This is a genomic window from Mycobacterium ostraviense (assembly GCF_002705925.1).
GTDB classification, from domain to species: domain Bacteria; phylum Actinomycetota; class Actinomycetes; order Mycobacteriales; family Mycobacteriaceae; genus Mycobacterium; species Mycobacterium ostraviense.
The window spans coordinates 79,171-98,376 of record NZ_NKRE01000001.1 but is presented as its reverse complement, the minus strand read 5'-3'; the positions used below and the strand labels follow the sequence as shown (position 1 = coordinate 98,376).

The following is a 19,206-nucleotide window of genomic DNA, read 5'->3' as shown; positions in this document are numbered from 1 at the left end:
GACGCAACCCACGCGGGTCGTCAGCCTGTGGCGGCCGCGGTCATCGCCATCGACGGTCCGGCCGGGACCGGAAAGTCGTCTGTCTCAAGGCGATTGGCTCGCAGGCTGGGAGCTCGATTTCTGGATACCGGGGCGATGTACCGGATGGTGACGCTGGCGGTACTGCGCTCCGGAATCGATCCGTCGGACGCACGGGCGGTAGGGGACTGCGCATCGACCGCGCAGTTGTCGGTCGGCTACAGCCCGGACACGAGCAGCTTTTGCCTTTCCGGAGAAGATGTTTCGGCGCAAATCCGAGGAGATGACGTCACCCGGGCGGTGTCGGCGGTGTCCGCGGTGCCTGTCGTGCGTGAGCGGCTGGTCGAGCTGCAACGCGCCATGGCCCAGGGGCCGGGCCGCATCGTCGTGGAGGGCCGCGACATCGGGACCGTGGTTTTTCCCGATGCCCCGGTGAAAATCTTTCTGACCGCGTCGGCCGAAACCCGGGCCCGACGCCGCAACGATCAAAATGTCGCGTCCGGGCTGGCCGACGACTATGACGCGGTGCTGGCCGACGTGCGCCGGCGCGACCATCTGGATTCCACCCGCGCGGTGTCGCCGTTGCGAGCGGCCGCCGACGCGATCGTCGTCGACACCAGCGACATGACCGAGGCCCAAGTCGTCGATCACCTACTGGAGTTGGTGACGCAGCGTAGCGGAGCCCTGCGATGATCTACGACGGCACCTGGTCCGACGAAAGCGACTGGGAGGTCGACGATTCCGAGCTAGCCGAGCTGTCGGAGTCGGCGCCCGCGCCGGTCGTGGCGATCGTGGGCCGGCCCAATGTCGGTAAATCGACTCTGGTCAATCGGATCCTGGGCCGGCGTGAGGCGGTGGTGCAAGACGTTCCGGGCGTGACGCGTGACCGCGTGTCCTACGACGCCCTGTGGAGCGGACGCCGGTTCGTCGTGCAGGATACCGGGGGATGGGAGCCGGACGCCAAAGGTCTGCAGCAACTGGTGGCCGAGCAGGCGTCGGTGGCGATGCGCACCGCCGATGCGGTGGTTCTGGTGGTGGACGCGGCTGTCGGCGCCACCGCCGCCGACGAGGCCGCCGCGCGCATCCTGCTCCGTTCGGGTAAGCCAGTCTTCTTGGCCGCCAACAAGGTTGACAACGAGAAGGGCGAAGCCGACGCGGCCGCATTGTGGTCGCTGGGACTTGGCCGGCCGCATGCGATCAGCGCAATGCACGGTCGCGGCGTGGCCGACCTGCTCGACGACGTATTGGCCGAGCTGCCCGAGGTGGGGGAGTCGGCCTCGGCCGGCGGCGGTCCGCGGCGGGTGGCCCTCGTCGGCAAACCCAATGTCGGCAAGAGTTCGTTGCTGAACAAGCTCGCCGGCGATCAGCGGTCGGTGGTGCACGAGGTCGCGGGGACGACGGTCGACCCGGTGGATTCGCTCATCGAAATGGGCGGCAAGGTGTGGCGTTTCGTCGACACCGCGGGCCTGCGGCGCAAGGTCGGCCAGGCCAGCGGACACGAGTTCTACGCGTCGGTGCGCACCCACGCGGCCATCGATTCCGCCGAGGTGGCGATCGTGCTGATCGACGCGTCACAGCCGCTGACCGAACAGGATCAGCGGGTGTTGTCGATGGTCATCGAGGCCGGACGGGCGCTGGTGTTGGCCTTCAACAAATGGGATCTGGTCAACGAGGACCGGCGCGAGCTGCTGGAGCGGGAGATCGACCGCGAACTGGTGCAGGTGCGCTGGGCGCAACGAGTCAACATCTCGGCCAAGACGGGTCGGGCGGTGCAGAAGCTGGTGCCGGCGATGGAGAGCGCGCTGGCGTCGTGGGACACGAGGATTGCGACCGGCCCGCTGAACGCCTGGCTGAAGGAAGTGGTGGCCGCGACGCCGCCCCCGGTGCGCGGCGGCCGACAACCCCGCATCCTGTTCGCCACCCAGGCGACCGCGCGGCCGCCGACGTTCGTGCTGTTCACCACCGGTTTTCTGGAGGCCGGCTACCGGCGGTTCTTGGAGCGGCGGCTGCGCGAGACATTCGGTTTCGAGGGCAGTCCGATCCGGATCAACGTACGGGTGCGCGAAAAGCGGGGCGCCAAGCGCCGCTGACGTGTCGGTTGGGCTCCTGGCGGATTTACGTGGCCGATGCACACTCGACTGGCGCGGCGGCCTGACTGGCTACCCGGCCGGGCCGTCGGTGCGGAACAACAGTCCCCGGCGCCCCCGTTACCGCCGTTGCCGGCTCCTTAGCCGGACCCGCCGGACCCGCCGGCGCCTCCGTTGCCTCGGAGCCATCCGCCGTCGCCACCGGCCCCACCGCCGCCAGCATCGTTGTCGTGGGTGTCGCGGCCGCGGCGTTTGCCGTGCTCAGCGCCGCGCCGAGATTCGCCACATCCCCCGCCGACGAAGCCAATATTTCTGGGACGGCCACCAGGTAGGACATCGGAGTACTCCCACTCGGTCATCATCGACCGCCGAAACAACCAGCGTATCCCCGTTCTGGAAGCCGAGTCGGCTAATCGACGTCTTCGTCAAGGCCGCCGCTGGGGCACCGTGCGGTCGATTGACCTCCGCGATCCATCCGGTCAGCATTCCGGCTTAAATCCCGCAATGTGGAATGGTCGACCTACATCACAGGAGTAGCGGGTTGACGACGGGGCTGCCGCGCCAATACGATCTCTCGCATAACGAGCGAATAAACCCACATTGCAGGAACAGGTGAGAGACGGTGACGATGACACAGCAAGCGCCAAACCCGGGCTTGACGCGGTTCAGCGTGCAGGACAAGTCCATACTGATCACCGGCGCCACCGGTTCGCTGGGCAGCGTCGCCGCCCGGGCATTAGCGGACGCGGGTGCTCGGCTGACTCTGACCGGCGGCAACGCTGCCGGACTGGCCGAGCTGGTCGACGGCGCCGGCATCGACAACGCGGTAGTGGTCGAGCGTCGGGCCGAGAGTCCGGCCGACGCTCAGGCCATGGTGGATGCGGCCGTCGCCCGCCACGGCCGCCTCGACGGGGTGCTGGTGGCTTCGGGCATGAACCACGTCGCGCCCATCACCGAGATGGCCGTCGAGGACTTCGACAAGGTGATGGATGCCAATCTGCGCGGCGCCTGGTTGGTCTGCCAAGCGGCCGGGCGGGTTCTGCTCGAGCAGCGCGGCGGCGGCAGCATCGTGCTGGTCTCATCGGTCCGCGGAGCGCTCGGCCACCCCGCCGGCTACAGCGCCTACTGCCCGTCGAAAGCGGGCACCGACCTGCTGGCCAAGTCCCTGGCGGCCGAATGGGGTTGTAACGGAATCCGGGTAAATGCTCTTGCCCCAACGGTTTTCCGGTCCGAGCTGACCGAGTGGATGTATGCCGACGACGAGAAGGGACGCGCCACCCGCGAGGCGATGTTCGCCCGGATCCCGTTGCGCCGTTTCGCCCAGCCGGAAGACTTCGTCGGCGCACTGATCTATCTGCTCAGCGATGCGTCAAGCTTCTACACCGGCCAGGTGATGTATCTGGACGGGGGATATACCGCATGCTGACGTCCCACGGGTTTTCTCGCGCCGCCGTCGCCGGCGCCGGTTTGATGGGGCGGCGCATCGCCGGCGTGCTGGCATCGGCGGGGCTCGAGGTCGTCATCACCGACACCAACGCCGAAATCCTCGACGCCGCAGCGGCGGAAGCCGCTCAAGTGAGCGGCGCAGAACACGGATCGGTCAGCGCCACCGGTGATCTGGCGGCGGCCGTGCACAACATCGACCTGGTGATCGAGGCGATCGTCGAAAACCTGGCCGTCAAACAGGAACTCTTCGAACGCCTGGCCGCCCTGGCCCCCCAAGCGGTGCTGGCGACCAACACGTCCGTCCTGCCGATCGGCGCCGTCGCCGAGCGCGTCGACGACGGCAGCCGCGTGATCGGCACGCACTTCTGGAATCCGCCCGACCTTATTCCCGTGGTCGAGGTGGTGCCCAGCGATCGAACCGCCCCGGACACGGTGGAACGCATCGTGGCGCTGCTGACCGAGGCCGGCAAAATGCCGGTGCGGGTTGGGCGCGATGTCCCCGGATTCATCGGCAACCGGCTTCAACATGCGCTGTGGCGTGAGGCGATGGCGCTGGTCGCCGAAGGCGTGTGTGACGCCGAGACGGTGGATCTGGTGGTACGCAACACCATTGGGCTACGGCTGGCCACCCTGGGACCGCTGGAAAACGCCGACTACATCGGGCTCGACCTCACCTTGGCCATCCACGATGCGGTGATCCCCAGCCTCAACAGCGACCCACATCCCAGCCCGCTGCTGCGCCGACTGGTTGCCGAGGGGCAACTCGGGGCGCGCACCGGACACGGTTTCCTCGACTGGCCCGCGGGCGCCCGCGAGCGCACGGCGGCACGGCTTTCCCGGCACATCAGTGCACAACTCGACCAAGACCCCAATAGGAAAGGAAGCAATTCGCCATGACTTTCACGTGGCCCCTCGGTGATGCCGAGTCCAAGCTGGAGTTCTACGACCTGTCGCACCCGTGGGGACACGGAGTGCCGGCCTGGCCGTATTTCGAAGACGTCAAGATCGAACGGCTGCACGGCATGGCGAAAAGCCGGGTGCTGACCCAAAAGATCACCACCGTCATGCATTCCGGCACCCACATCGACGCGCCCGCGCATGTTGTGGAGGGAACGCCGTTCCTCGACGAGATCCCGCTGAGCGCCTTCTTCGGCACCGGGGTGGTGGTGTCTATCCCGAAGAAGAAATGGGGTGTGGTTACCGCCGAGGACCTGGAGCAGGCCAGTCCCGAAATCCGGCCCGGCGACATCGTCGTGGTCAACACCGGCTGGCACCACAAATATGCCGACAGCGCCGAGTACTACGCCTACTCGCCGGGCTTCTACAAGGAAGCGGGGGAGTGGTTTGCGGCCAAGGGCGTCAAGGCGGTCGGCACCGACACCCAGGCGCTCGACCACCCGCTGGCCACCGCGATCGCACCACATGGCCCCGCGGCAGCTCAGGGCGGCCTATTGCCCTGGGCGGTAAGCGAATACGAGCAACAGACGGGCCGTAAGGTGCTCGACGACTTCCCGGAGTGGGAGCCCTGCCACCGGGCGATCCTGTCGAAGGGCATCTACGGTTTCGAAAACGTGGGCGGCGACCTGGACAAGGTCACCGGCAAGCGGGTCACGTTTGCCGCCTTCCCCTGGCGCTGGGTGGGTGGCGACGGCTGCATCGTTCGGCTGGTGGCGATTGTTGACCCTACCGGTTCTTATCGCATCGAGACGGGTGCCTGATGAACGTGACCAGGGTGTCGGAGGCGCCGGAATATGTTGCCGCGCTGCACCGTGACGTGCTCACGGTGCGGCTGCAGGGCCACGAAGCCGGACACACCGAACGGTTCTGGGTGGGGCTGTCCACCTACCAGCCGGGCGGGATCGCCGAAAAGGCCGCGGCCCGAGAGGAAACCGTCTATGTGGTGATCGACGGCGAGCTGGTCGTCACCGCCGAGGGAACCGAAACGGTCTTGGGCCGGCTCGACAGTGTGCATTTCGCCAAGGGCGAGGTGCGGTCGCTGGAAAACCGTTCCGGGCGTGCGGCGGTGCTGGTGGTGGCCATCGCTCATCGGCGGGAGGCCAGGGCGTGAGCGTCGTCATCACCGTCGCACCCACCGGGCCGATCGCGACCAAGGCCGACAACCCGGCGTTGCCTACGATGCCGGAGGAAATCGCGACCGCGGTCGAACAGGCCTATGCCACTGGAGCCGCGGTGGCACACATCCATCTGCGTGACGAAAACGAAAGGCCCACAGCAGATCTCAACATCGCGCGGCGGGCAATGGATCTCATCGCCGAGCGTTGCCCGATCCTGATCCAGCTGTCGACCGGCGTGGGCTTGTCGGTGCCGTTCGAGGAGCGCGAAAAGCTGGTCGAACTGCGGCCGCGGATGGCCACACTTAACCCGTGCTCGATGAGTTTCGGTGCCGGCGAATTCCGCAACCCGCCGGATGCCGTGCGGCGACTGGCGGCACGGATGCGCGAGCTGGACATCAAGCCGGAACTGGAAATCTATGACACCGGACATCTGGAGGCGTGCCTGCGATTGCGGGAGGAAGGCCTGCTGGCCGAACCCTTGCAGTTCAGCATCGTCCTCGGGGTGCGCGGCGGAATGACCGCCACCGCCGATAACCTGCTGACGATGGTGCGCCGGCTTCCTCCCGATGCGATCTGGCAAGTCATCGCGATCGGCCGGGCCAACCTGGAATTGACCGCGATGGGCCTGGCCCTGGGCGGTAATGCGCGAGTGGGCCTGGAGGACACCTTGTACGTGCGTAAGGGTGAGCTGGCGCCGAGCAACCTGGCGCTGGTGTCGCGGACCATGCGCCTGGTCCAGGCCCTGGATTTGCCCGTCGCCTCCATCGAGGAAGCCGAGGCGTTGCTGCGGCTGCCCGGAGTTCGGCGATGAGCGCCAAGGCCGAAGACAGCGACGCCCGCAGTGGCGGCATCCAGGTGATCGCTCGCGCGGCCGAGATCTTGCGGGTGCTGCAAGCTCACCCCGGCGGGCTCAGCCAAGTCGAGATCGGGGAGCGGGTCGGCATGGCCCGGTCCACCGTGAGCCGGATCCTCAACGCTTTGGAGGACGAGGGTCTGGTGGCCTCGCGCGGGGCGCGGGGACCCTACCGGCTGGGGCCGGAGATCGCGCGCATGGCCAGCACCGTGCGGCTCAGCGTGGTGGCCGACCTGCACCCGTTCCTGACGCAGTTGTCGCGAGAACTCGACGAGACGGTGGACTTGTCGATCCTGGACGGGGATCGCGCCGATTTCATCGACCAGGTGGTTCCGCCGCGGCGGTTGCGCGCGGTGAACGCGGTGGGAGATTTCTTTCCGCTGTACTGCTGCGCCAACGGCAAAGCGCTGCTGGCGTCGCTGCCGCCGGAACGGCAGGCACAGGCGCTGCCCAGTCGGCTGATGCCGTTGACCGCCAACACCATCACCGATCGGGCCGCGCTGCGCGAGGAGCTTGCCCAGATCAGCCGCGACGGCATCGCCTACGACCGGGAGGAGCAGACCGACGGTATTTGTGCGGTCGGGACGGTGCTGCATGGCGTGACCGATCAGCCGGTGGCCGTCAGCGTGCCGGTGCCGGCGCAGCGGTTCTACGGCCGCGAGGAAGAGCTGGCCCAGGCATTACGGGCCTGGGTGGCGAAAGTGAACAGCTGGTTCGAAGCATCGTGAGGAGCATTGGAAATGGCAAAAGCATTGCGTGACAAGCTGGTTGGAGCCTGGGAGCTGGTATCCTACGTCGAGCGGGACAGTCCCGACGGCCCGGTGCGATACCCCCACGGTGCGGATGCGCAACGGTTTGATCATCTACACCCCGGACGGGTACATGTCGGCGCAGATCCAGTCGTCCGGGCGGCCCGACTACGACCGGCCGGTGGCCAGCGGCGGCACCACCGAGCAGGCGGCCGCCGCGGCGCCGGGGTACCTCGCCTACAGCGGACGGGTACTTCGTCGACGAGTCCACGGGCGATATTCGTCATGAGGCGAAGCTGTCGCTGGTGCCCAACTACCTGGGCCAGTTTCATCTGCGGCACAGCGACCTCGACGGCGACAAGCTGACCCTGTCGTCGGAATTGACCTTGCCCGACGGGCGGAGGGTGTACTCGTCTTTGGTGTGGACGCGAGCCGAGCAGGCAGGCTCGCAGGTTGCCTAGGCGGTGGCCGCGCTTGGCGTTGGTCTGCGGTAGGCTTTCGACCTGCCGCCGCGTCGTTTCGGTGGCACCGGGCTGTGGCGCAGTTTGGTAGCGCACTTGACTGGGGGTCAAGTGGTCGCAGGTTCAAATCCTGTCAGCCCGACTTCAGAAGTAGGTCTTGACCTGCGGTGGTATCGATATTTGCCGTGACAGTTGCGTCGGTATGCCAATCGCTTTGGGGACCACAGGCGGTGTCGGCGGCGCGCTCGATGGAGTCGTGCAGGGGAGTTTTTGCGAGTTTGACCAGACGCCATGCACGCCATGCGCGCCTGTGCACGTTATTCGGCTCGGCCCAGCGCTGTCCTTGCGTCGAAATTGACCGCTGGTCAAGTGGGATGGCGCGCAGTTCTATCGGATCATCTTGCGCGGGTCGGGGAAGCCCATCTTGATGTAGCCGGGCGCTCGTTTCTTCAGTGACGAGGCGATGACAGGGGTGCGCTCGTCGTGGTAGTCGTGCACAGTTGCGGTTGCCTTTGAGTGGTAGGGCCGGGTGACGCGACCGATGTATTGGACGAGCCGGTTCTTGAAGGTGATCGGCGCGGCCAGGAACAGGGTGTCGAGGGCCGGGCAGTCGAAGCCTTCCCCGATGAACGAGCTGGTGCCGACGATCAGGAGTGGATCCGAGTCGGGCATGTGGTTGGCAAGTTGGTCGGCGATTTGGCGGCGTTCACGAGCCTTGATGCCGCCGCTGAGGACGGTGACGGTCTTTCCTGCGGCCCGTAGCCGGTCGGTGATCGCGTTGAGGTGATCGACCCAGGTGGTGAGCACCAGGATGTTGGCCCCGGTTTCGGAGGCGGTCAGCACGTCGTCGACAACTTGGTCGAGTCGTACTTGATCGGCGACGAGAGCTCGATAGATTTCGGCCATTCCACCGGGTGCGGTGGGATCGGCGCGGCCGCGGTATTGGAATTCAGTCGGGTGCAGGTGCAGAACCAGATGGGGCGTCAGTTGGTCGGAACTGTCGACCGGGAGTTGTCCGGTACTCGGCTGGTCGATCGCTACGTGGTGTGATCCGAGTTGGTGATGGATCAGGTCTTCGAGCCCGTCGCGGCGTTCCGGAGTCGCGGTCAGGCCGAGCCAGTAGCGCGCGGCTATGCGGCTCAGGACGCCGAAGAATGCGCTGGCGGCGACGTGGTGGCATTCGTCCACGATGACGAATCCGTAGTTGGCGGTGATGTCTTCAACGTTGTCGCGGCGGGCAAGTGTTGGCAGTAACGCGATGTCGAGAATGCCCGTGGTTTTCGCTCGCCCACCCCCGATTTGACCGCACTTGAAACCGAGGTGGCTGCCGATCCGGTCGCGCCATTGGTCGGCGAGGGCTTTGCGATCGACAAGGACCAGAGTGGATGTGGACCGTGATTCGATTGCCGCGCAGGCGATCACCGTCTTTCCGGTACCCGGTGGCGCGACAAGGACGCTGGTGTCTTGTTCAAGGAGTTGGCGCAGTGCGCTGGTCTGCGCGGTGCGCAACGGCGTCGTGCAGCTGAACTCGTGGTGTTCGCCGGTGATGCGCTTGTCATCTACGCGTAGTGTGCTGCCGGCCGATTCGACGAGTTCGGTCAGCAGCGGATGAAGTCCGCGGGGCAGGACGAGATCACCTTCAGCTGTTTCGTCGTAGCTGTAGAGGAACCGCGGTGTGTCCCACGTGCTGCGGCGGGCGCGTTGGCGCGCATCGAACTCGGGGTTGCGTATCGAAGCGGCGTGTTTGACCGCCGAGATCATGGCTGGGCCAAGATCGTTGGCGGTCAGGGTGAGTCGGGATGTGAACTCGGCGCGGATGATTGCCGCAGGCCGCGGAATGATGCGTGATGACGTCGGCAGCTGGAGACGCCGGACGTTGTGGCCGATCTGCGGGGCGGGAAGTTGACGCGCCAACGCGATCACGTCTTTGGTGGACATTCTGGCGATGCTTGACAGGTATGCCCACTGATCCTCGTATGGCTCAAGGGTAGCGGGATCGAGGAAGACGGTGGTGCCGTGTTGACGATGCTTGCCGTTCATCGGCGCCGCGATCAGATTGCCAACCCCACGCCCGGTGTGCACATCCTGAGACGGGAACAAGCGGTCATAGCTACTCAGATGCATGCTGCCACGAAGCCGAAATGCCTCACCCAGCAGACTCGTAGCGATGCTGCGGGCGACCGATGCCGAGATCGCATGAGCGAAGAAGATCCAGACGTGAGCTCCTCGTCCGGATTGTGACACCTCTAGCGCAGCCGGAATTCCATAGGAGCGAGCCGCTTTCATGTACGCGAGTGCGTCGAGCATCGCGGCTTCTTTGTCGAAATCGGCCGCTATCCACCAGCAAGTGTCGTTATCGGTGAGCGGATACAGGCCGATGTGTGCCTCGCCCCGCAGGTGGGCGTCAATTACCTCTGGAGTCAACGGAAGGTAAGGTGCGTCGGCCCGATTCATGCCCTTGCGCCAATAGCCCTTGATCGCCGGCATCCAACCCGAACGACCATCTCGACGATTCTCCCAGCGAAGCGCGTAAACATCGGTGCGAGAACGGAACAACTCGAAGAAGAACCGCACCTTATCAGCGGAGCTGGAGCCCATGGTCACCGGTGAGGCCGGCGCTCCCGTCAGCGTCGCCTGGTCGCTGGCGGCTGCGCGTGCCTGTTCCTCGCTCAACCGAAGAATACGGCGCAGACGCAGATTATCAGCACGCAGAGTGTCCAACTCGCCAGGGAAGTCCTCGATGCCGTTAACGGTCACTTCTCCTCGAACGGCAGCTACTAAGCCGAGCGTTAGTAAGGCGACTTAGGCGGTGATGTAAGCGAGGTGAGGGTCGGCGAAGAATCCGCGGATCGTATTGACTCGCCTTTGAAGTCGGTGGCATGGTCGAGCTTACGACCATCGTTGTCCCGCATAGTAATAAGTCAACACGACCGCCCCGGAAAGACGGTGCACCGTACACCGTGTGTCGCCTTATTTATGCGCGGCTTAGTATATGACGCTGCGGATGAGTTCGACGGCTTCGATCATCGTGTAGCGTGCCACGAGGTGGTCGAGAATCTCATCGACCGTGGACGAGGGCCGAACGAATCTAGAAGCCAGGCCAATCACTGCGCGATAGGCGATGTCGGGGGACGCCGCGACGGTGTCAGTAGCGAACTGCGCAGGTGAGATCACCGTAAGTGGCTTGGGGATCTGTTGCGGTGGAAAGTCTTTCAAGTTGCTGGTGACGAGCACGTCCGCTCCTCCAACCAGGGCCGCCGCAACAACGTGTTCGTCGTCGATGTCGGGCAGGCCAAACGTGCCTTCCAGGCTTTCCCAGCTCACCACGATGGCGTCATCGAATGCGGTTCTCATTCGATCGACCAGGCGTTGCGCCCGCTGCGACGCTAGAGCGGGGTCATGACCGCGATCGATGAGCTTTCGCGCTTCTTGGTAACACAATTCATCGAGAATCGCCGTTGACCACAACGGCCGATACAACCTCTCGACCGCCAACGAGAGCAGGAAGTCGCGCTGCAGGCTGGGCCACAGCACTGAGGTATCCAACAGCGCGGCAAACATTCTCGAACGTTGTCAGCGCGTGGCGGCCTTGGCCCGGCGCCGTTCGGCGACGGCTCGGCGCGCTTCGCGAAGCCGCTGGCGAACGACTTCCGGGTCGTCCTCAGCGTCGATGTCGACCACTGTGGCCGTCAGCGCCTCGTACTGGCGATTGCGGCGCTGTTCGCGATAAGCCAGAACGTCGTCGAGCAACAGTCGGTGGCGATTGCCGATCCGCTCAGCCGGTAACGTACCGTCGCTGATCAGGCGGACCACCGTCGGGCGGCTGACGCCCAACAGGTCTGCAGCTTGCTGGGTGGTCAACTTCATCGTCTGCGGCGCAATGGTGACGGCCTTGCCGGCATGTAACGCCGCGACAACCTTGGTCAATGCTTGGTGCACTGAACGAGGCAACTCGATGCGGTCATGTTCACCGATCCCCACGAGGGCGTAACTGGGCGATGCCGCCGTTCCGCGGAGGCGTTCATGGGTAGCGAGAAACCCGACAACCGACGCCAACTCGTCGGGGTCCTCCGGGATGAAGGTGGCTGCCTCTGCGGCTTCGGCGCTCACGTCCGCTCCTATCTGCACTATCCGAAAGAACATTCGGAACGTTCGAATAATACCGCAAAAGGGGGTGCATCGTCGCCGGCACTGAGCTCCCGGCACCCCCAGAGGCGGCAGGACCGCGCCTTCACCGGGGACCATTCTGGGACCACACGACATGCGCGATGCTCAACGACCTGCGCGTCTGTGCACGTGATGCACGCGGCCGCAGCGACCGACCGCAGGCGTTGACCTGCGAAAATGCCTTCCCGCTATTTACTGGGGGTCAAGTGGTCGCAGGTTCAAATCCTGTCAGCCCGACGCAGGTCAGAGGTGGTTATTACCTCTCTGTCGGTACACAAAGAGGGCCGGTACCCGTACCCCAACCGGCCAGCGTTAGCCGCCGTTTCGTACATGTTCATAGGCCGCACCGCGATGAGAGGCCGTCTACCGCGGCGTGGCCCCGTCGTCGCTCTGTGTCCGCGTTGGCGGATGCTAGAGGCTCAGCAAGACGCGAGACCCGTCGGGACGCTTCACCGCGACCTCCAACTCGCCGCCTGTGGCCTCGACGTACTTGCGGAGGGTATCGATGCGGCTGGTGCCCAGATTGCCGTGCTCCATCTGGGAAACGCGGTTCTGTCCCACACCGATGGCTGCTGCGAGGGAGGTTTGGGTGTAACCAGCGTCTTCGCGCAGCTCACGGAGACGGTACTGCGCAACCTCGCGATCCATCTCGTCCTTGATTGCGTCAATGCGGGCGCGGTTGCCTGGACGGCGACGTCGAAGATCATCGAGCGTGGTCATCGTTTCTTCCCCTTTCTTGTCTTAAGCTTGGCGGCGTTGGCCGCTTCAGCCTCCTTCAGTAGCCTCTCTTGGTGTTCGGTGAACAGGCGATCGGCGATGGGGATGTTCGTCGCATGCCACTTCGTCCAATTTCCTGCCTTGTCTCCAGCGGCCAGCAAGATCGCTCGCTACTGGATGTCGAAGGCGAAGAGCACTCGTATGTGAGCTCCGCCTTTCGTGGCGCGAGGCCGAAGCTCCTTCATGTTCGGGTGCTCTGATCCTTCGAGGGTGTCCACGAACGGTCGGCGCGTGACCGGTCCGTGTTCCTCCAATTGCTCAAGAGCCGCAATCACGTTGTCGTATTGCTCGTCATCGAGGCTGTCGATCCACGCTTCAATGAGGGTCAGATCGACCTCCCATTTCCGCACAACGAGATACGATCAGCCTTAGCTGATATCAGCTAAAGCTGATTCCCGGGAGTCGACGCAGAGCGCCGCACTGGGACGCGGGGTGTCCCAGGTGCTTCGTCGAACGCGTTGGCGCGCATCGAATTCCGGGTTGCGAATGGACGCGCCATGCTTGACGGCTGAGATCATGGCTCGGCCAAGGTCATTGGCAGTCAGGGTGATGCGAGACGCAAACGTCGCGCGGACGATCGCCGCCGGGCGAGGAACAATTTTCGATGAGGTCGGCAGCTGCAATCGGCGCACGTTGTGGCCGAACTGCGGATCGGGCTGCTGGCGGGCCAGCGCCGTCACGTCTTTGGCGGAAAGCCGCGCGCGTCGAGCATCGCCGCTTCTTTGTCGAAGTTGGCCGCCACCCACCAACATGCATCGTCATCGGCGAGTGGATACAAACCGATGTGGACTTCGCCTCGTAGGTGGGCGTCGACGGTATCTGGGGTCAGCGGCAGGTGCGGCGCGTCAGCCCGGTTCATGCCCTTACGCCAGTAGCCTTTGATCGCGGGCATCCATCCCGATCGGCCATCCCGCCGATTCTCCCGGCGCAGCGCGTAAACATCACTGCGACAACGAAACAGACCCAAGAAGAACCGCACCTTATCGGCGGGACTCGAGGCCATGCTCACCGGAGATTGTGGCGCACCGGTCAGCGTCGCCTGATCACGGGCAGCTGCGCGCGCCTGCTCCTCGCTCAATCTCAACAAACGCCGCAACCGCACGTTGTCCGCGCGCAACGTATCTAGTTCACCAGGACATTGTTCGGTGGCGCTATTGGCCGGCCCTCCTCACATGGTATTCGGAAGCGAAACCCCAATGCCGACGCCGCTCATGGCTGGCCAGGCATCCCACCACGCAGGCGAGATCGTCTTTGTGCTCCGTCATTACTGTTGTCATCCCGACCGTTTCTTCAGCCGTCTCCGCTGCCGACGTGACCGTCGTTGATAGGACTGCGTCCGGTGCGCGAGCCATGAGGTCGCACGCTCGCCCTCGATGCTTGAGGCATAGCGCCCTGGAACGGTGGCGACGCGGGCGGCAATCACCTCCGGGTCAACCAGGCCGTTGGGCGATGAGGGCGTCTACGAAGTTGCGGTCCTTTTCCCTGAAGGCACAAACCAGCTGGTACGCGACTTCCAGGGCAAAGCGCGTCTTACCGGCACCTGGACACGCCTCTACCAGAACCGGTCCCTCCTGGATGGCACCCATTACGATGCGGAGCGCCTCCTGTTGCCACTCCGCAACTCGCGCGCACCCGGGCGCAACTTCGCTGGATCGAAACGCGCCCCTACCCAGGCGGGGTCGACGCAGCCAGTACTTCTCACACGCTGGTCCAGCCAGTGAGGTCGCTCAGAGCCCCTTCGCCTGGAGCGCCTTCATCAGCGAGGGGCGCCTGGCGTACTCTTGCCGGACCTTGGCGATGTACAACGCGAAATCAGCACTGCGGCCGCCTCTTTCATACAGCTTGGCCATCGTTGCCAGCGTCGCAGCAATGCCCGGGTAGAGCTTGGCGTTGGGATGCCGCAGGTCGTTCTCGAGCTGCGGCCGGTATAGATCTGCGGCGGCTACCGGCCGAGCCTCGGCGCCTTGGGTAGCGAGTTCCTGCCATGCCCATCCGGGACCGTAGCGGTCGGCGGCCTGCCAGGCGGCGTCAACGTCTCCCTCACTCAGCGAGAGCTGGACCAGGACCGCTCCCGCGCCGGGGCCACCAGCCAGTTCTCGCGCGTGGTCGATTGCCCAGGCGCGTTCGGTGTCGGCGCGATCGATCGTGGCGGCAAAGTCCAGCAGCGACCGATAGGCGTGGACGGAAGGTTGCCGGACGAAATCGGCACGCAGAACGGCGATCGCATCGTCAATGCGGCCGATTTCCCGGTACGTGTCGGCGACGTCGCACGGGCTCAGCCAATAGCCATTACCGCTGCCTCGACTGCTGCTTCGCCCTTCGGCAACCGCCCGATCGATCCAGTTCACTACCTCATCGTCACGGCCGGCTTCCCGCAAGCGAGCGACGATCGCCCCATACTGCGGGTGCTCCCGTTGGGTCAGCAGGTCGACAGCTCGATCGACATCGCTGTCGTGATCGGCGAGCTCCAGCAACATGGCGTCGACTTCAAACCGGCTCCAGTGGTCGCGACCTGCGCATTGACGGTCCAAATCCGCGACCGTCGCGCGGTAGATCGCGAGCGCATTTTCGTCGAACGCGTCGACGAAATCCGCGAGCAGCAGCGTCGGCCATCCCGGAGAGGTGGCACGGAAAGTCGCCAGCCACCGTGCGAGTTCGGCCGGGTCTGGATTACCCAGGCGACATGCCTGCGCGTACAGGTCGGCGGCCCGCTCGCATTCACCGCTGATCGCCCCCGACGAGTCGTCAGCATGCTCGGTGATCGTGCGCAGCAGGGTCACCGCGCACAGCAGGGCCGGGCGCACGATTTCGGCAGCCCCTGCCTTCAGATGGTTCTCAAGCTCGTCGAGCATTCGACTGGCCGCCTCCGCGACTCCGAAGGATTCCCGGTAATCGACAAACCCGCGGAATTCCAGGGCGTTTCGCACATACGCTTCGAAATCGGCTTTCGCGATCGTGTGGTCACCGGATGCGGCCGAGGCACGAACCTCCAGCATTCGGCGCACTTCTCCGTCGCGGCGGGCCAGGGTCATGACGAGTTCGCGAAGCTCGTCGACCTTCATCGCTTGCACGGTCGCTTCCAGTGCCGATGCCACCTGAGTGGCGTCGCCGACGGCTCCGCCGTCGATCACGGCGAGTCCGACCGCGACCAGGTGCTTGCAGAAGTGACCGTCGGCGGCGTGCGGGCACGTGCAGAAACCATCAGGTTGCGGACCGGACCAGTCGAGTTCCACGGAGTAGACCTGCTTGGCCTGGACCGAGGCGTAGGCCTTGTCGGCGGTGATCCGGAGGCCTCGGACATAGCGGACATAGTCCTCGCCCCGGCCGTAGACGCGATCGCCGGCCGCAGTGAGCAGCGCGGTCTCAGATAGTGACATATCGACATGATGCCGGGTCTGACTCGGCGGCAACTCTCGGGCGGGCGGCATCAGCGAGCGCCCGTACCTGCGTCTGGTACCTCGCGCACCGGCGTCACGCGCGACGCCGGGGACGTGCACCCTGACCCGGTAGCGACGACGCATTGCCGAAAGCCATCGGTATGTCCCACAGTTACTGTGATAATGTGGAACTGTGAAGAATATTACCGTCGCTGTTCCCGACGAGGTCTACCGGGCGGCACGGATTCGGGCGGCAGAACTTGGCCAGTCGGTAAGCACCCTGGTGGCCGGATACCTCACTGCACTTGCTGAACGCGACGCTGCGTTCTCGCGGCTCGAGGAACAGCAGCGAAAGATCCAGAATGAGATCCGCCGGTTTCGCGCCGCTGATCGTCTGAGCCGCGACGAAGTCCACTCTCGTGCGGTTCATTGACACCAATGTCCTGCTGTATGCGATCTCGCGCGATCGCCAAGAGCGGGAGAAGGGCAGGCGCGCGAACGAAATCCTGGCTGGCCGCGACCTCGCGGTTTCTGTTCAGGTTCTTCAGGAGTTCTACGTTCAGGCAACGCGCAGCAGCAGGGCGGATCCAATTACCCACGAGCAGGCCGTCGGGCTGGTGGATTCGTTTATGCGGTTTCCCGTCGCCCCGATCACAGCTGAGCTCATACTCGCAGCTTTTGCGACGTGCAGGCGATTCCGCCTCTCGTATTGGGACGCCGCAATCCTGGAAGCCGCTCGCTGTCTTGGCTGCGATGTCGTCCTCTCCGAGGACTTGAGCGCCGACGAGGACTACGCCGGGGTACGGATAGTTAACCCGTTCACAACCGCTGAGTGACTGGTCACTGTTCGGGTAGCGGCCATCAGCGTGGCGCTCAGTCCTTCAGATGTCCGCCGAGATGACGAGGAATTGTCAATGCTTGTAATGTCGGCGGGCGTACTTCCGCCGCACTCACTCCTGCCAGCGCTCGCTGAGCGCTTTCGCCGCTGTGGACACCTTCATTACCGGTCGACGTTCGCGATTCCTGACGGGCGCGAAGTGGTAGTGCTCGTAGAAGGATTGCGCTTCGCGGTCGATGGCATCAACGACGATGAGCCGGGCGCCGCCGATTTCCGATGCGGCGACGGCTTTGCCCAGCGCGTCGAGCAGCAGCTGCTCGCCGTAACCGTGCCCCCGCCGCGATGTGTCGATCGCGTCGAACTCCTGCAGCGCGTGGTGATCTGACAGCCGCGCGGATTCGAACATTGATCAGCGCCTTTTGAACACCGCTGGTTTGCGTGCGGCTGCCGCCAGCCGTGGCGCGTGACGTTGCCTTGCTGACCACATCGACTGAGCGCGAACGGATCTACCAACGAAACGTCGGATGCGTTGGCGAGCGCTCAGCGAAACTCCTTGCAGGATAAAGACTTGCATTCAGCGCCAGCCGGGTGGCGCGCAACGAACGGTGGCGGCCGCACACTTTCTCAATGAGGAAGCTCAGCAAGCGAAGCTGCGTCAATCGGGGCCAAAATACCCTGTATGGGTCCCGTCTGGGCGTCGAACAATAACTCCTGGGATTCGCGCAGTGCTCGTCGTGGCCGCCAGCGCAGCGGCCGCCATCGCCGCGCCTCCCGCAGCCGGGGCCGACCCAGTTGTCGATCTGATGGGCCGGCTGCCGCCGGGGTACAGCGAGAGTTCGTGCCATTCGCTCGACGGGCCGTTGGCCGACCCGGGAGCGATTGCCATGGTGGAATGTTTGGCAAATTCGCTGCCGGGCGGCCCAACAGGCGCGCGCTACACCCTGTTCCGCGATACCGGCACGCTGGAAAACCTCTTCAAGGCTATCCACTCACACCACTTCAAGGCCGCCGCCTGCCCTGGATCGGGCTCCACGCCGGCTTCTTGGACTCGACCGGACGGCAAGCCCGGTGGCTCGATCGCTTGCGGCGAAGTTGAAGGCGACATCGCCGCCGTGATGTGGACGAATGACTCCGGTCCGCTGTTCGCCTTGGCCCAAGGGGGATCCGAGACCAATAACCTGCCAGGGCCCGGCGTCGACGGACTGTGGCAATGGTGGTCCAGTTCGGTATTGCCCGTCTGAACCGCGGTGCATTGGGGACTCTGGCCGCCGTGACGAACAGCTCGCGTGGCGACGCAGCCGGCATCCGAATTGGGCCGATAAGAGGTCAAAAGGCTCTGTTTGGAGAATCAAAAGGCTCTGTTTGGAGAACTCTTCGACCGCTGACACTGAGTAGTCGGGATCGGAACGTTGGCATCGGCTTCCGATCCCGGCCGATAGCGTCGGAGGATCACAGGGCAGGAGCCGGCCCGGGATGATGTCTTCGACACTGCAAAGGTGTTGCTGCAAAGGAGATCTCGGTGGAAGACACGACCGAACGCCAGGTCGCCGGTGAAGAGCAGCACGCCGCTGAACACCCGAGTGCGGTCGCTGAGCCTAAGCGTCCGCGGGCGCTCATTGCCGGACTCGCGGTGACCGTCGTCATCGTTCTGGTCGCCGCGGTGGTCGGCTTCGTCATGGCGTTCCAGGCAAAGCGAGAGGCGAATCGCAATTCTCGCCAGGCGACCAGCCTTCGCCTGGTCGGCGAAGCTCAGTCGATCCTGGCCCGTAGCCGTCCAGGGACGGACATCACCGCCTTTCAAGGACTGGTCACGGCGCAGCGACTTGCGCCAACCCCCGATGACGGTCCGTTACGCAGCGTGCTGGAAGACAACTACCGGGCCTTGAAGATCATCGAGACATCCTTCCAGCCACCCAATGGCGTCACCGCCGTCGCGTTCAGCCGCGACGGGCGGCGCATAGTGGCAGGCGATGACTCCGGCGTAGCTGCCTGGAATGCCGAAACCGGCCAGCCAGTCGGCGAGCGCGATGAGGTTCCCCCCAAACCGTAGAGGCATCGACAATGAGGAGCACGATGCCAGAGAAGCGGATGAAGTACGACCGGGAGTTCCGTGAGGGGGCTGTCCGGATCGTCGAGGAGACGGGGAAACCGATCGCTCAGGTCGCGCGCGACCTGGGTGTCAACGAGGGGACGCTGGGTAACTGGGTCGCCCAGGCCCGCGCCAAGCGCGACGGCGACGGTGAGTTGAGCGGCGATGATGTCGCCGAGCTCAAGCGGCTGCGTGCCGAGGTCGCTGAATTGAGGATGGAGCGTGATGTCCTCAAGCGATGCGTGGTCCTGTGGGTGAAGGAGGCGACG

General features: G+C 64.6%; 23 protein-coding genes, 1 tRNA gene and 2 pseudogenes. 16 read left to right on the top strand and 10 right to left on the bottom strand.

Annotated features, from left to right (window positions below):
• Positions 1-27: 27 nt before the first annotated feature.
• Together cmk and der are read left to right on the top strand one after the other, a co-directional pair.
• Positions 28-711, top strand: a complete 684-nt coding sequence (gene cmk / locus CDN38_RS00415; RefSeq protein ID WP_075512724.1) for a (d)CMP kinase — start codon at positions 28-30, stop codon at positions 709-711.
• Positions 708-2,108 (top strand): ribosome biogenesis GTPase Der, encoded by a 1,401-nt coding sequence (gene der, locus CDN38_RS00410; protein ID WP_075512723.1) that lies wholly within the window; start codon positions 708-710, stop codon positions 2,106-2,108. The genes cmk and der overlap by 4 nt, the downstream gene beginning before the upstream one ends.
• Positions 2,109-2,248: 140 nt before the next feature.
• Here the strand turns inward: der and CDN38_RS32790 are convergent.
• Positions 2,249-2,442 (bottom strand): annotated as a pseudogene (locus CDN38_RS32790) (PE domain-containing protein); the annotation flags it as partial.
• A gap of 291 nt (positions 2,443-2,733) precedes the next feature.
• On the opposite strand from CDN38_RS32790, the gene CDN38_RS00400 reads away from it, so the two are divergent.
• From CDN38_RS00400 to CDN38_RS00365, 9 genes are all read left to right on the top strand, one after another.
• A complete protein-coding gene (locus CDN38_RS00400) occupies positions 2,734-3,531 on the top strand; it encodes an SDR family NAD(P)-dependent oxidoreductase (RefSeq protein WP_075512721.1) in 798 nt (265 codons plus the stop codon).
• Positions 3,525-4,448, top strand: a complete 924-nt coding sequence (locus CDN38_RS00395) for a 3-hydroxyacyl-CoA dehydrogenase family protein (RefSeq protein ID WP_075512720.1) — start codon at positions 3,525-3,527, stop codon at positions 4,446-4,448. Before CDN38_RS00400 ends, CDN38_RS00395 begins: the two co-directional genes overlap by 7 nt.
• Positions 4,445-5,269 carry a cyclase family protein gene (locus tag CDN38_RS00390; RefSeq protein WP_075512719.1) on the top strand — a complete coding sequence of 275 codons (825 nt, stop codon included), beginning with the start codon at positions 4,445-4,447 and terminating at the stop codon, positions 5,267-5,269. Before CDN38_RS00395 ends, CDN38_RS00390 begins: the two co-directional genes overlap by 4 nt.
• Positions 5,269-5,619, top strand: coding sequence for a beta-D-galactosidase (locus tag CDN38_RS00385; RefSeq protein WP_075512718.1), 351 nt, complete (start codon positions 5,269-5,271; stop codon positions 5,617-5,619). Before CDN38_RS00390 ends, CDN38_RS00385 begins: the two co-directional genes overlap by 1 nt.
• The gene (locus CDN38_RS00380; RefSeq protein WP_075512717.1) at positions 5,616-6,437 is read left to right on the top strand and encodes a beta-keto acid cleavage family enzyme; all 822 of its coding nucleotides are present in this window, start codon (positions 5,616-5,618) and stop codon (positions 6,435-6,437) included. The genes CDN38_RS00385 and CDN38_RS00380 overlap by 4 nt, the downstream gene beginning before the upstream one ends.
• Positions 6,434-7,207 carry an IclR family transcriptional regulator gene (locus tag CDN38_RS00375; protein WP_075512716.1) on the top strand — a complete coding sequence of 258 codons (774 nt, stop codon included), beginning with the start codon at positions 6,434-6,436 and terminating at the stop codon, positions 7,205-7,207. The genes CDN38_RS00380 and CDN38_RS00375 overlap by 4 nt, the downstream gene beginning before the upstream one ends.
• A 28-nt stretch (positions 7,208-7,235) precedes the next feature.
• Positions 7,236-7,517: a lipocalin-like domain-containing protein gene (locus CDN38_RS00370; RefSeq protein ID WP_267888308.1), complete on the top strand. Its 282-nt coding sequence runs from the start codon at positions 7,236-7,238 to the stop codon at positions 7,515-7,517.
• 16 nt (positions 7,518-7,533) lie between these two features.
• Entirely contained in the window at positions 7,534-7,689 is a 156-nt protein-coding gene (locus tag CDN38_RS29155) for a hypothetical protein (RefSeq protein WP_233027070.1), read from the top strand.
• A gap of 68 nt (positions 7,690-7,757) precedes the next feature.
• Positions 7,758-7,831 (top strand) — tRNA-Pro (locus CDN38_RS00365).
• A gap of 245 nt (positions 7,832-8,076) precedes the next feature.
• On the opposite strand, the gene CDN38_RS00360 is transcribed toward CDN38_RS00365, so the two are convergent.
• The 8 genes and pseudogenes from CDN38_RS00360 to CDN38_RS00330 all read right to left on the bottom strand — a co-directional run bounded on the left by CDN38_RS00360 (position 8,077) and on the right by CDN38_RS00330 (position 16,010).
• Entirely contained in the window at positions 8,077-10,446 is a 2,370-nt protein-coding gene (locus CDN38_RS00360) for a DEAD/DEAH box helicase (protein ID WP_075512715.1), read from the bottom strand.
• 228 nt (positions 10,447-10,674) lie between these two features.
• Positions 10,675-11,250, bottom strand: coding sequence for a PIN domain-containing protein (locus tag CDN38_RS00355; protein ID WP_075509203.1), 576 nt, complete (start codon positions 11,248-11,250; stop codon positions 10,675-10,677).
• 12 nt (positions 11,251-11,262) lie between these two features.
• Positions 11,263-11,799, bottom strand: a complete 537-nt coding sequence (locus CDN38_RS00350) for a helix-turn-helix domain-containing protein (RefSeq protein ID WP_075509204.1) — start codon at positions 11,797-11,799, stop codon at positions 11,263-11,265.
• A gap of 468 nt (positions 11,800-12,267) precedes the next feature.
• On the bottom strand, positions 12,268-12,576 hold the full coding sequence (locus CDN38_RS00345; RefSeq protein WP_075509202.1) for a helix-turn-helix domain-containing protein: 309 nt from the start codon (positions 12,574-12,576) through the stop codon (positions 12,268-12,270).
• Positions 12,573-12,983, bottom strand: a pseudogene (locus tag CDN38_RS32075) (type II toxin-antitoxin system RelE/ParE family toxin). The gene CDN38_RS00345 and the pseudogene CDN38_RS32075 overlap by 4 nt, the downstream one beginning before the upstream one ends.
• 18 nt (positions 12,984-13,001) lie before the next feature.
• Positions 13,002-13,313, bottom strand: a complete 312-nt coding sequence (locus tag CDN38_RS30190) for a hypothetical protein (RefSeq protein WP_075509201.1) — start codon at positions 13,311-13,313, stop codon at positions 13,002-13,004.
• Positions 13,310-13,636 carry a TOTE conflict system archaeo-eukaryotic primase domain-containing protein gene (locus tag CDN38_RS30185; protein ID WP_408633051.1) on the bottom strand — a complete coding sequence of 109 codons (327 nt, stop codon included), beginning with the start codon at positions 13,634-13,636 and terminating at the stop codon, positions 13,310-13,312. Before CDN38_RS30185 ends, CDN38_RS30190 begins: the two co-directional genes overlap by 4 nt.
• 724 nt (positions 13,637-14,360) lie before the next feature.
• Positions 14,361-16,010 (bottom strand): SWIM zinc finger family protein, encoded by a 1,650-nt coding sequence (locus CDN38_RS00330; protein WP_075509199.1) that lies wholly within the window; start codon positions 16,008-16,010, stop codon positions 14,361-14,363.
• A gap of 193 nt (positions 16,011-16,203) precedes the next feature.
• Between CDN38_RS00330 and CDN38_RS28770 the strand changes: the two genes are divergently transcribed.
• A complete protein-coding gene (locus CDN38_RS28770) occupies positions 16,204-16,443 on the top strand; it encodes a hypothetical protein (protein ID WP_142361224.1) in 240 nt (79 codons plus the stop codon).
• Positions 16,430-16,846, top strand: coding sequence for a PIN domain-containing protein (locus CDN38_RS00320; protein WP_075509197.1), 417 nt, complete (start codon positions 16,430-16,432; stop codon positions 16,844-16,846). The genes CDN38_RS28770 and CDN38_RS00320 overlap by 14 nt, the downstream gene beginning before the upstream one ends.
• A 114-nt stretch (positions 16,847-16,960) precedes the next feature.
• Here CDN38_RS00320 and CDN38_RS00315 read toward each other — a convergent pair whose 3' ends face one another.
• Complete coding sequence (locus CDN38_RS00315) at positions 16,961-17,254, bottom strand: GNAT family N-acetyltransferase (protein WP_233027068.1); 294 nt, start codon at positions 17,252-17,254, stop codon at positions 16,961-16,963.
• Between the two features lie 319 nt (positions 17,255-17,573).
• On the opposite strand from CDN38_RS00315, the gene CDN38_RS00310 reads away from it, so the two are divergent.
• The 3 genes from CDN38_RS00310 to CDN38_RS00300 form a co-directional block, all read left to right on the top strand.
• The gene (locus tag CDN38_RS00310) at positions 17,574-18,089 is read left to right on the top strand and encodes a hypothetical protein (protein WP_075509196.1); all 516 of its coding nucleotides are present in this window, start codon (positions 17,574-17,576) and stop codon (positions 18,087-18,089) included.
• Between the two features lie 278 nt (positions 18,090-18,367).
• Positions 18,368-18,898, top strand: a complete 531-nt coding sequence (locus CDN38_RS00305) for a WD40 repeat domain-containing protein (RefSeq protein ID WP_075509195.1) — start codon at positions 18,368-18,370, stop codon at positions 18,896-18,898.
• A 23-nt stretch (positions 18,899-18,921) separates the two neighbouring features.
• The coding region (locus CDN38_RS00300; RefSeq protein WP_099319297.1) for a transposase at positions 18,922-19,206 on the top strand (285 nt) is incomplete at its 3' end.

What these genes read in the sequence shown, in the direction of transcription:
- CDN38_RS00390 (WP_075512719.1), top strand. Translation starts at nt 4,445, where the DNA reads ATGACTTTCACGTGGCCCCTCGGTGATGCCGAGTCCAAGCTGGAGTTC.
- der (WP_075512723.1), top strand. Translation starts at nt 708, where the DNA reads ATGATCTACGACGGCACCTGGTCCGACGAAAGCGACTGGGAGGTCGAC.
- CDN38_RS00395 (WP_075512720.1), top strand. Translation starts at nt 3,525, where the DNA reads ATGCTGACGTCCCACGGGTTTTCTCGCGCCGCCGTCGCCGGCGCCGGT.
- CDN38_RS00375 (WP_075512716.1), top strand. Translation starts at nt 6,434, where the DNA reads ATGAGCGCCAAGGCCGAAGACAGCGACGCCCGCAGTGGCGGCATCCAG.
- CDN38_RS00400 (WP_075512721.1), top strand. Translation starts at nt 2,734, where the DNA reads ATGACACAGCAAGCGCCAAACCCGGGCTTGACGCGGTTCAGCGTGCAG.
- CDN38_RS00330 (WP_075509199.1), bottom strand. Translation starts at nt 16,010, where the DNA reads ATGTCACTATCTGAGACCGCGCTGCTCACTGCGGCCGGCGATCGCGTC.
- CDN38_RS00355 (WP_075509203.1), bottom strand. Translation starts at nt 11,250, where the DNA reads ATGTTTGCCGCGCTGTTGGATACCTCAGTGCTGTGGCCCAGCCTGCAG.
- CDN38_RS00385 (WP_075512718.1), top strand. Translation starts at nt 5,269, where the DNA reads ATGAACGTGACCAGGGTGTCGGAGGCGCCGGAATATGTTGCCGCGCTG.
- CDN38_RS00315 (WP_233027068.1), bottom strand. Translation starts at nt 17,254, where the DNA reads ATGTTCGAATCCGCGCGGCTGTCAGATCACCACGCGCTGCAGGAGTTC.
- CDN38_RS30185 (WP_408633051.1), bottom strand. Translation starts at nt 13,636, where the DNA reads ATGGCCTCGAGTCCCGCCGATAAGGTGCGGTTCTTCTTGGGTCTGTTT.
- CDN38_RS00345 (WP_075509202.1), bottom strand. Translation starts at nt 12,576, where the DNA reads ATGACCACGCTCGATGATCTTCGACGTCGCCGTCCAGGCAACCGCGCC.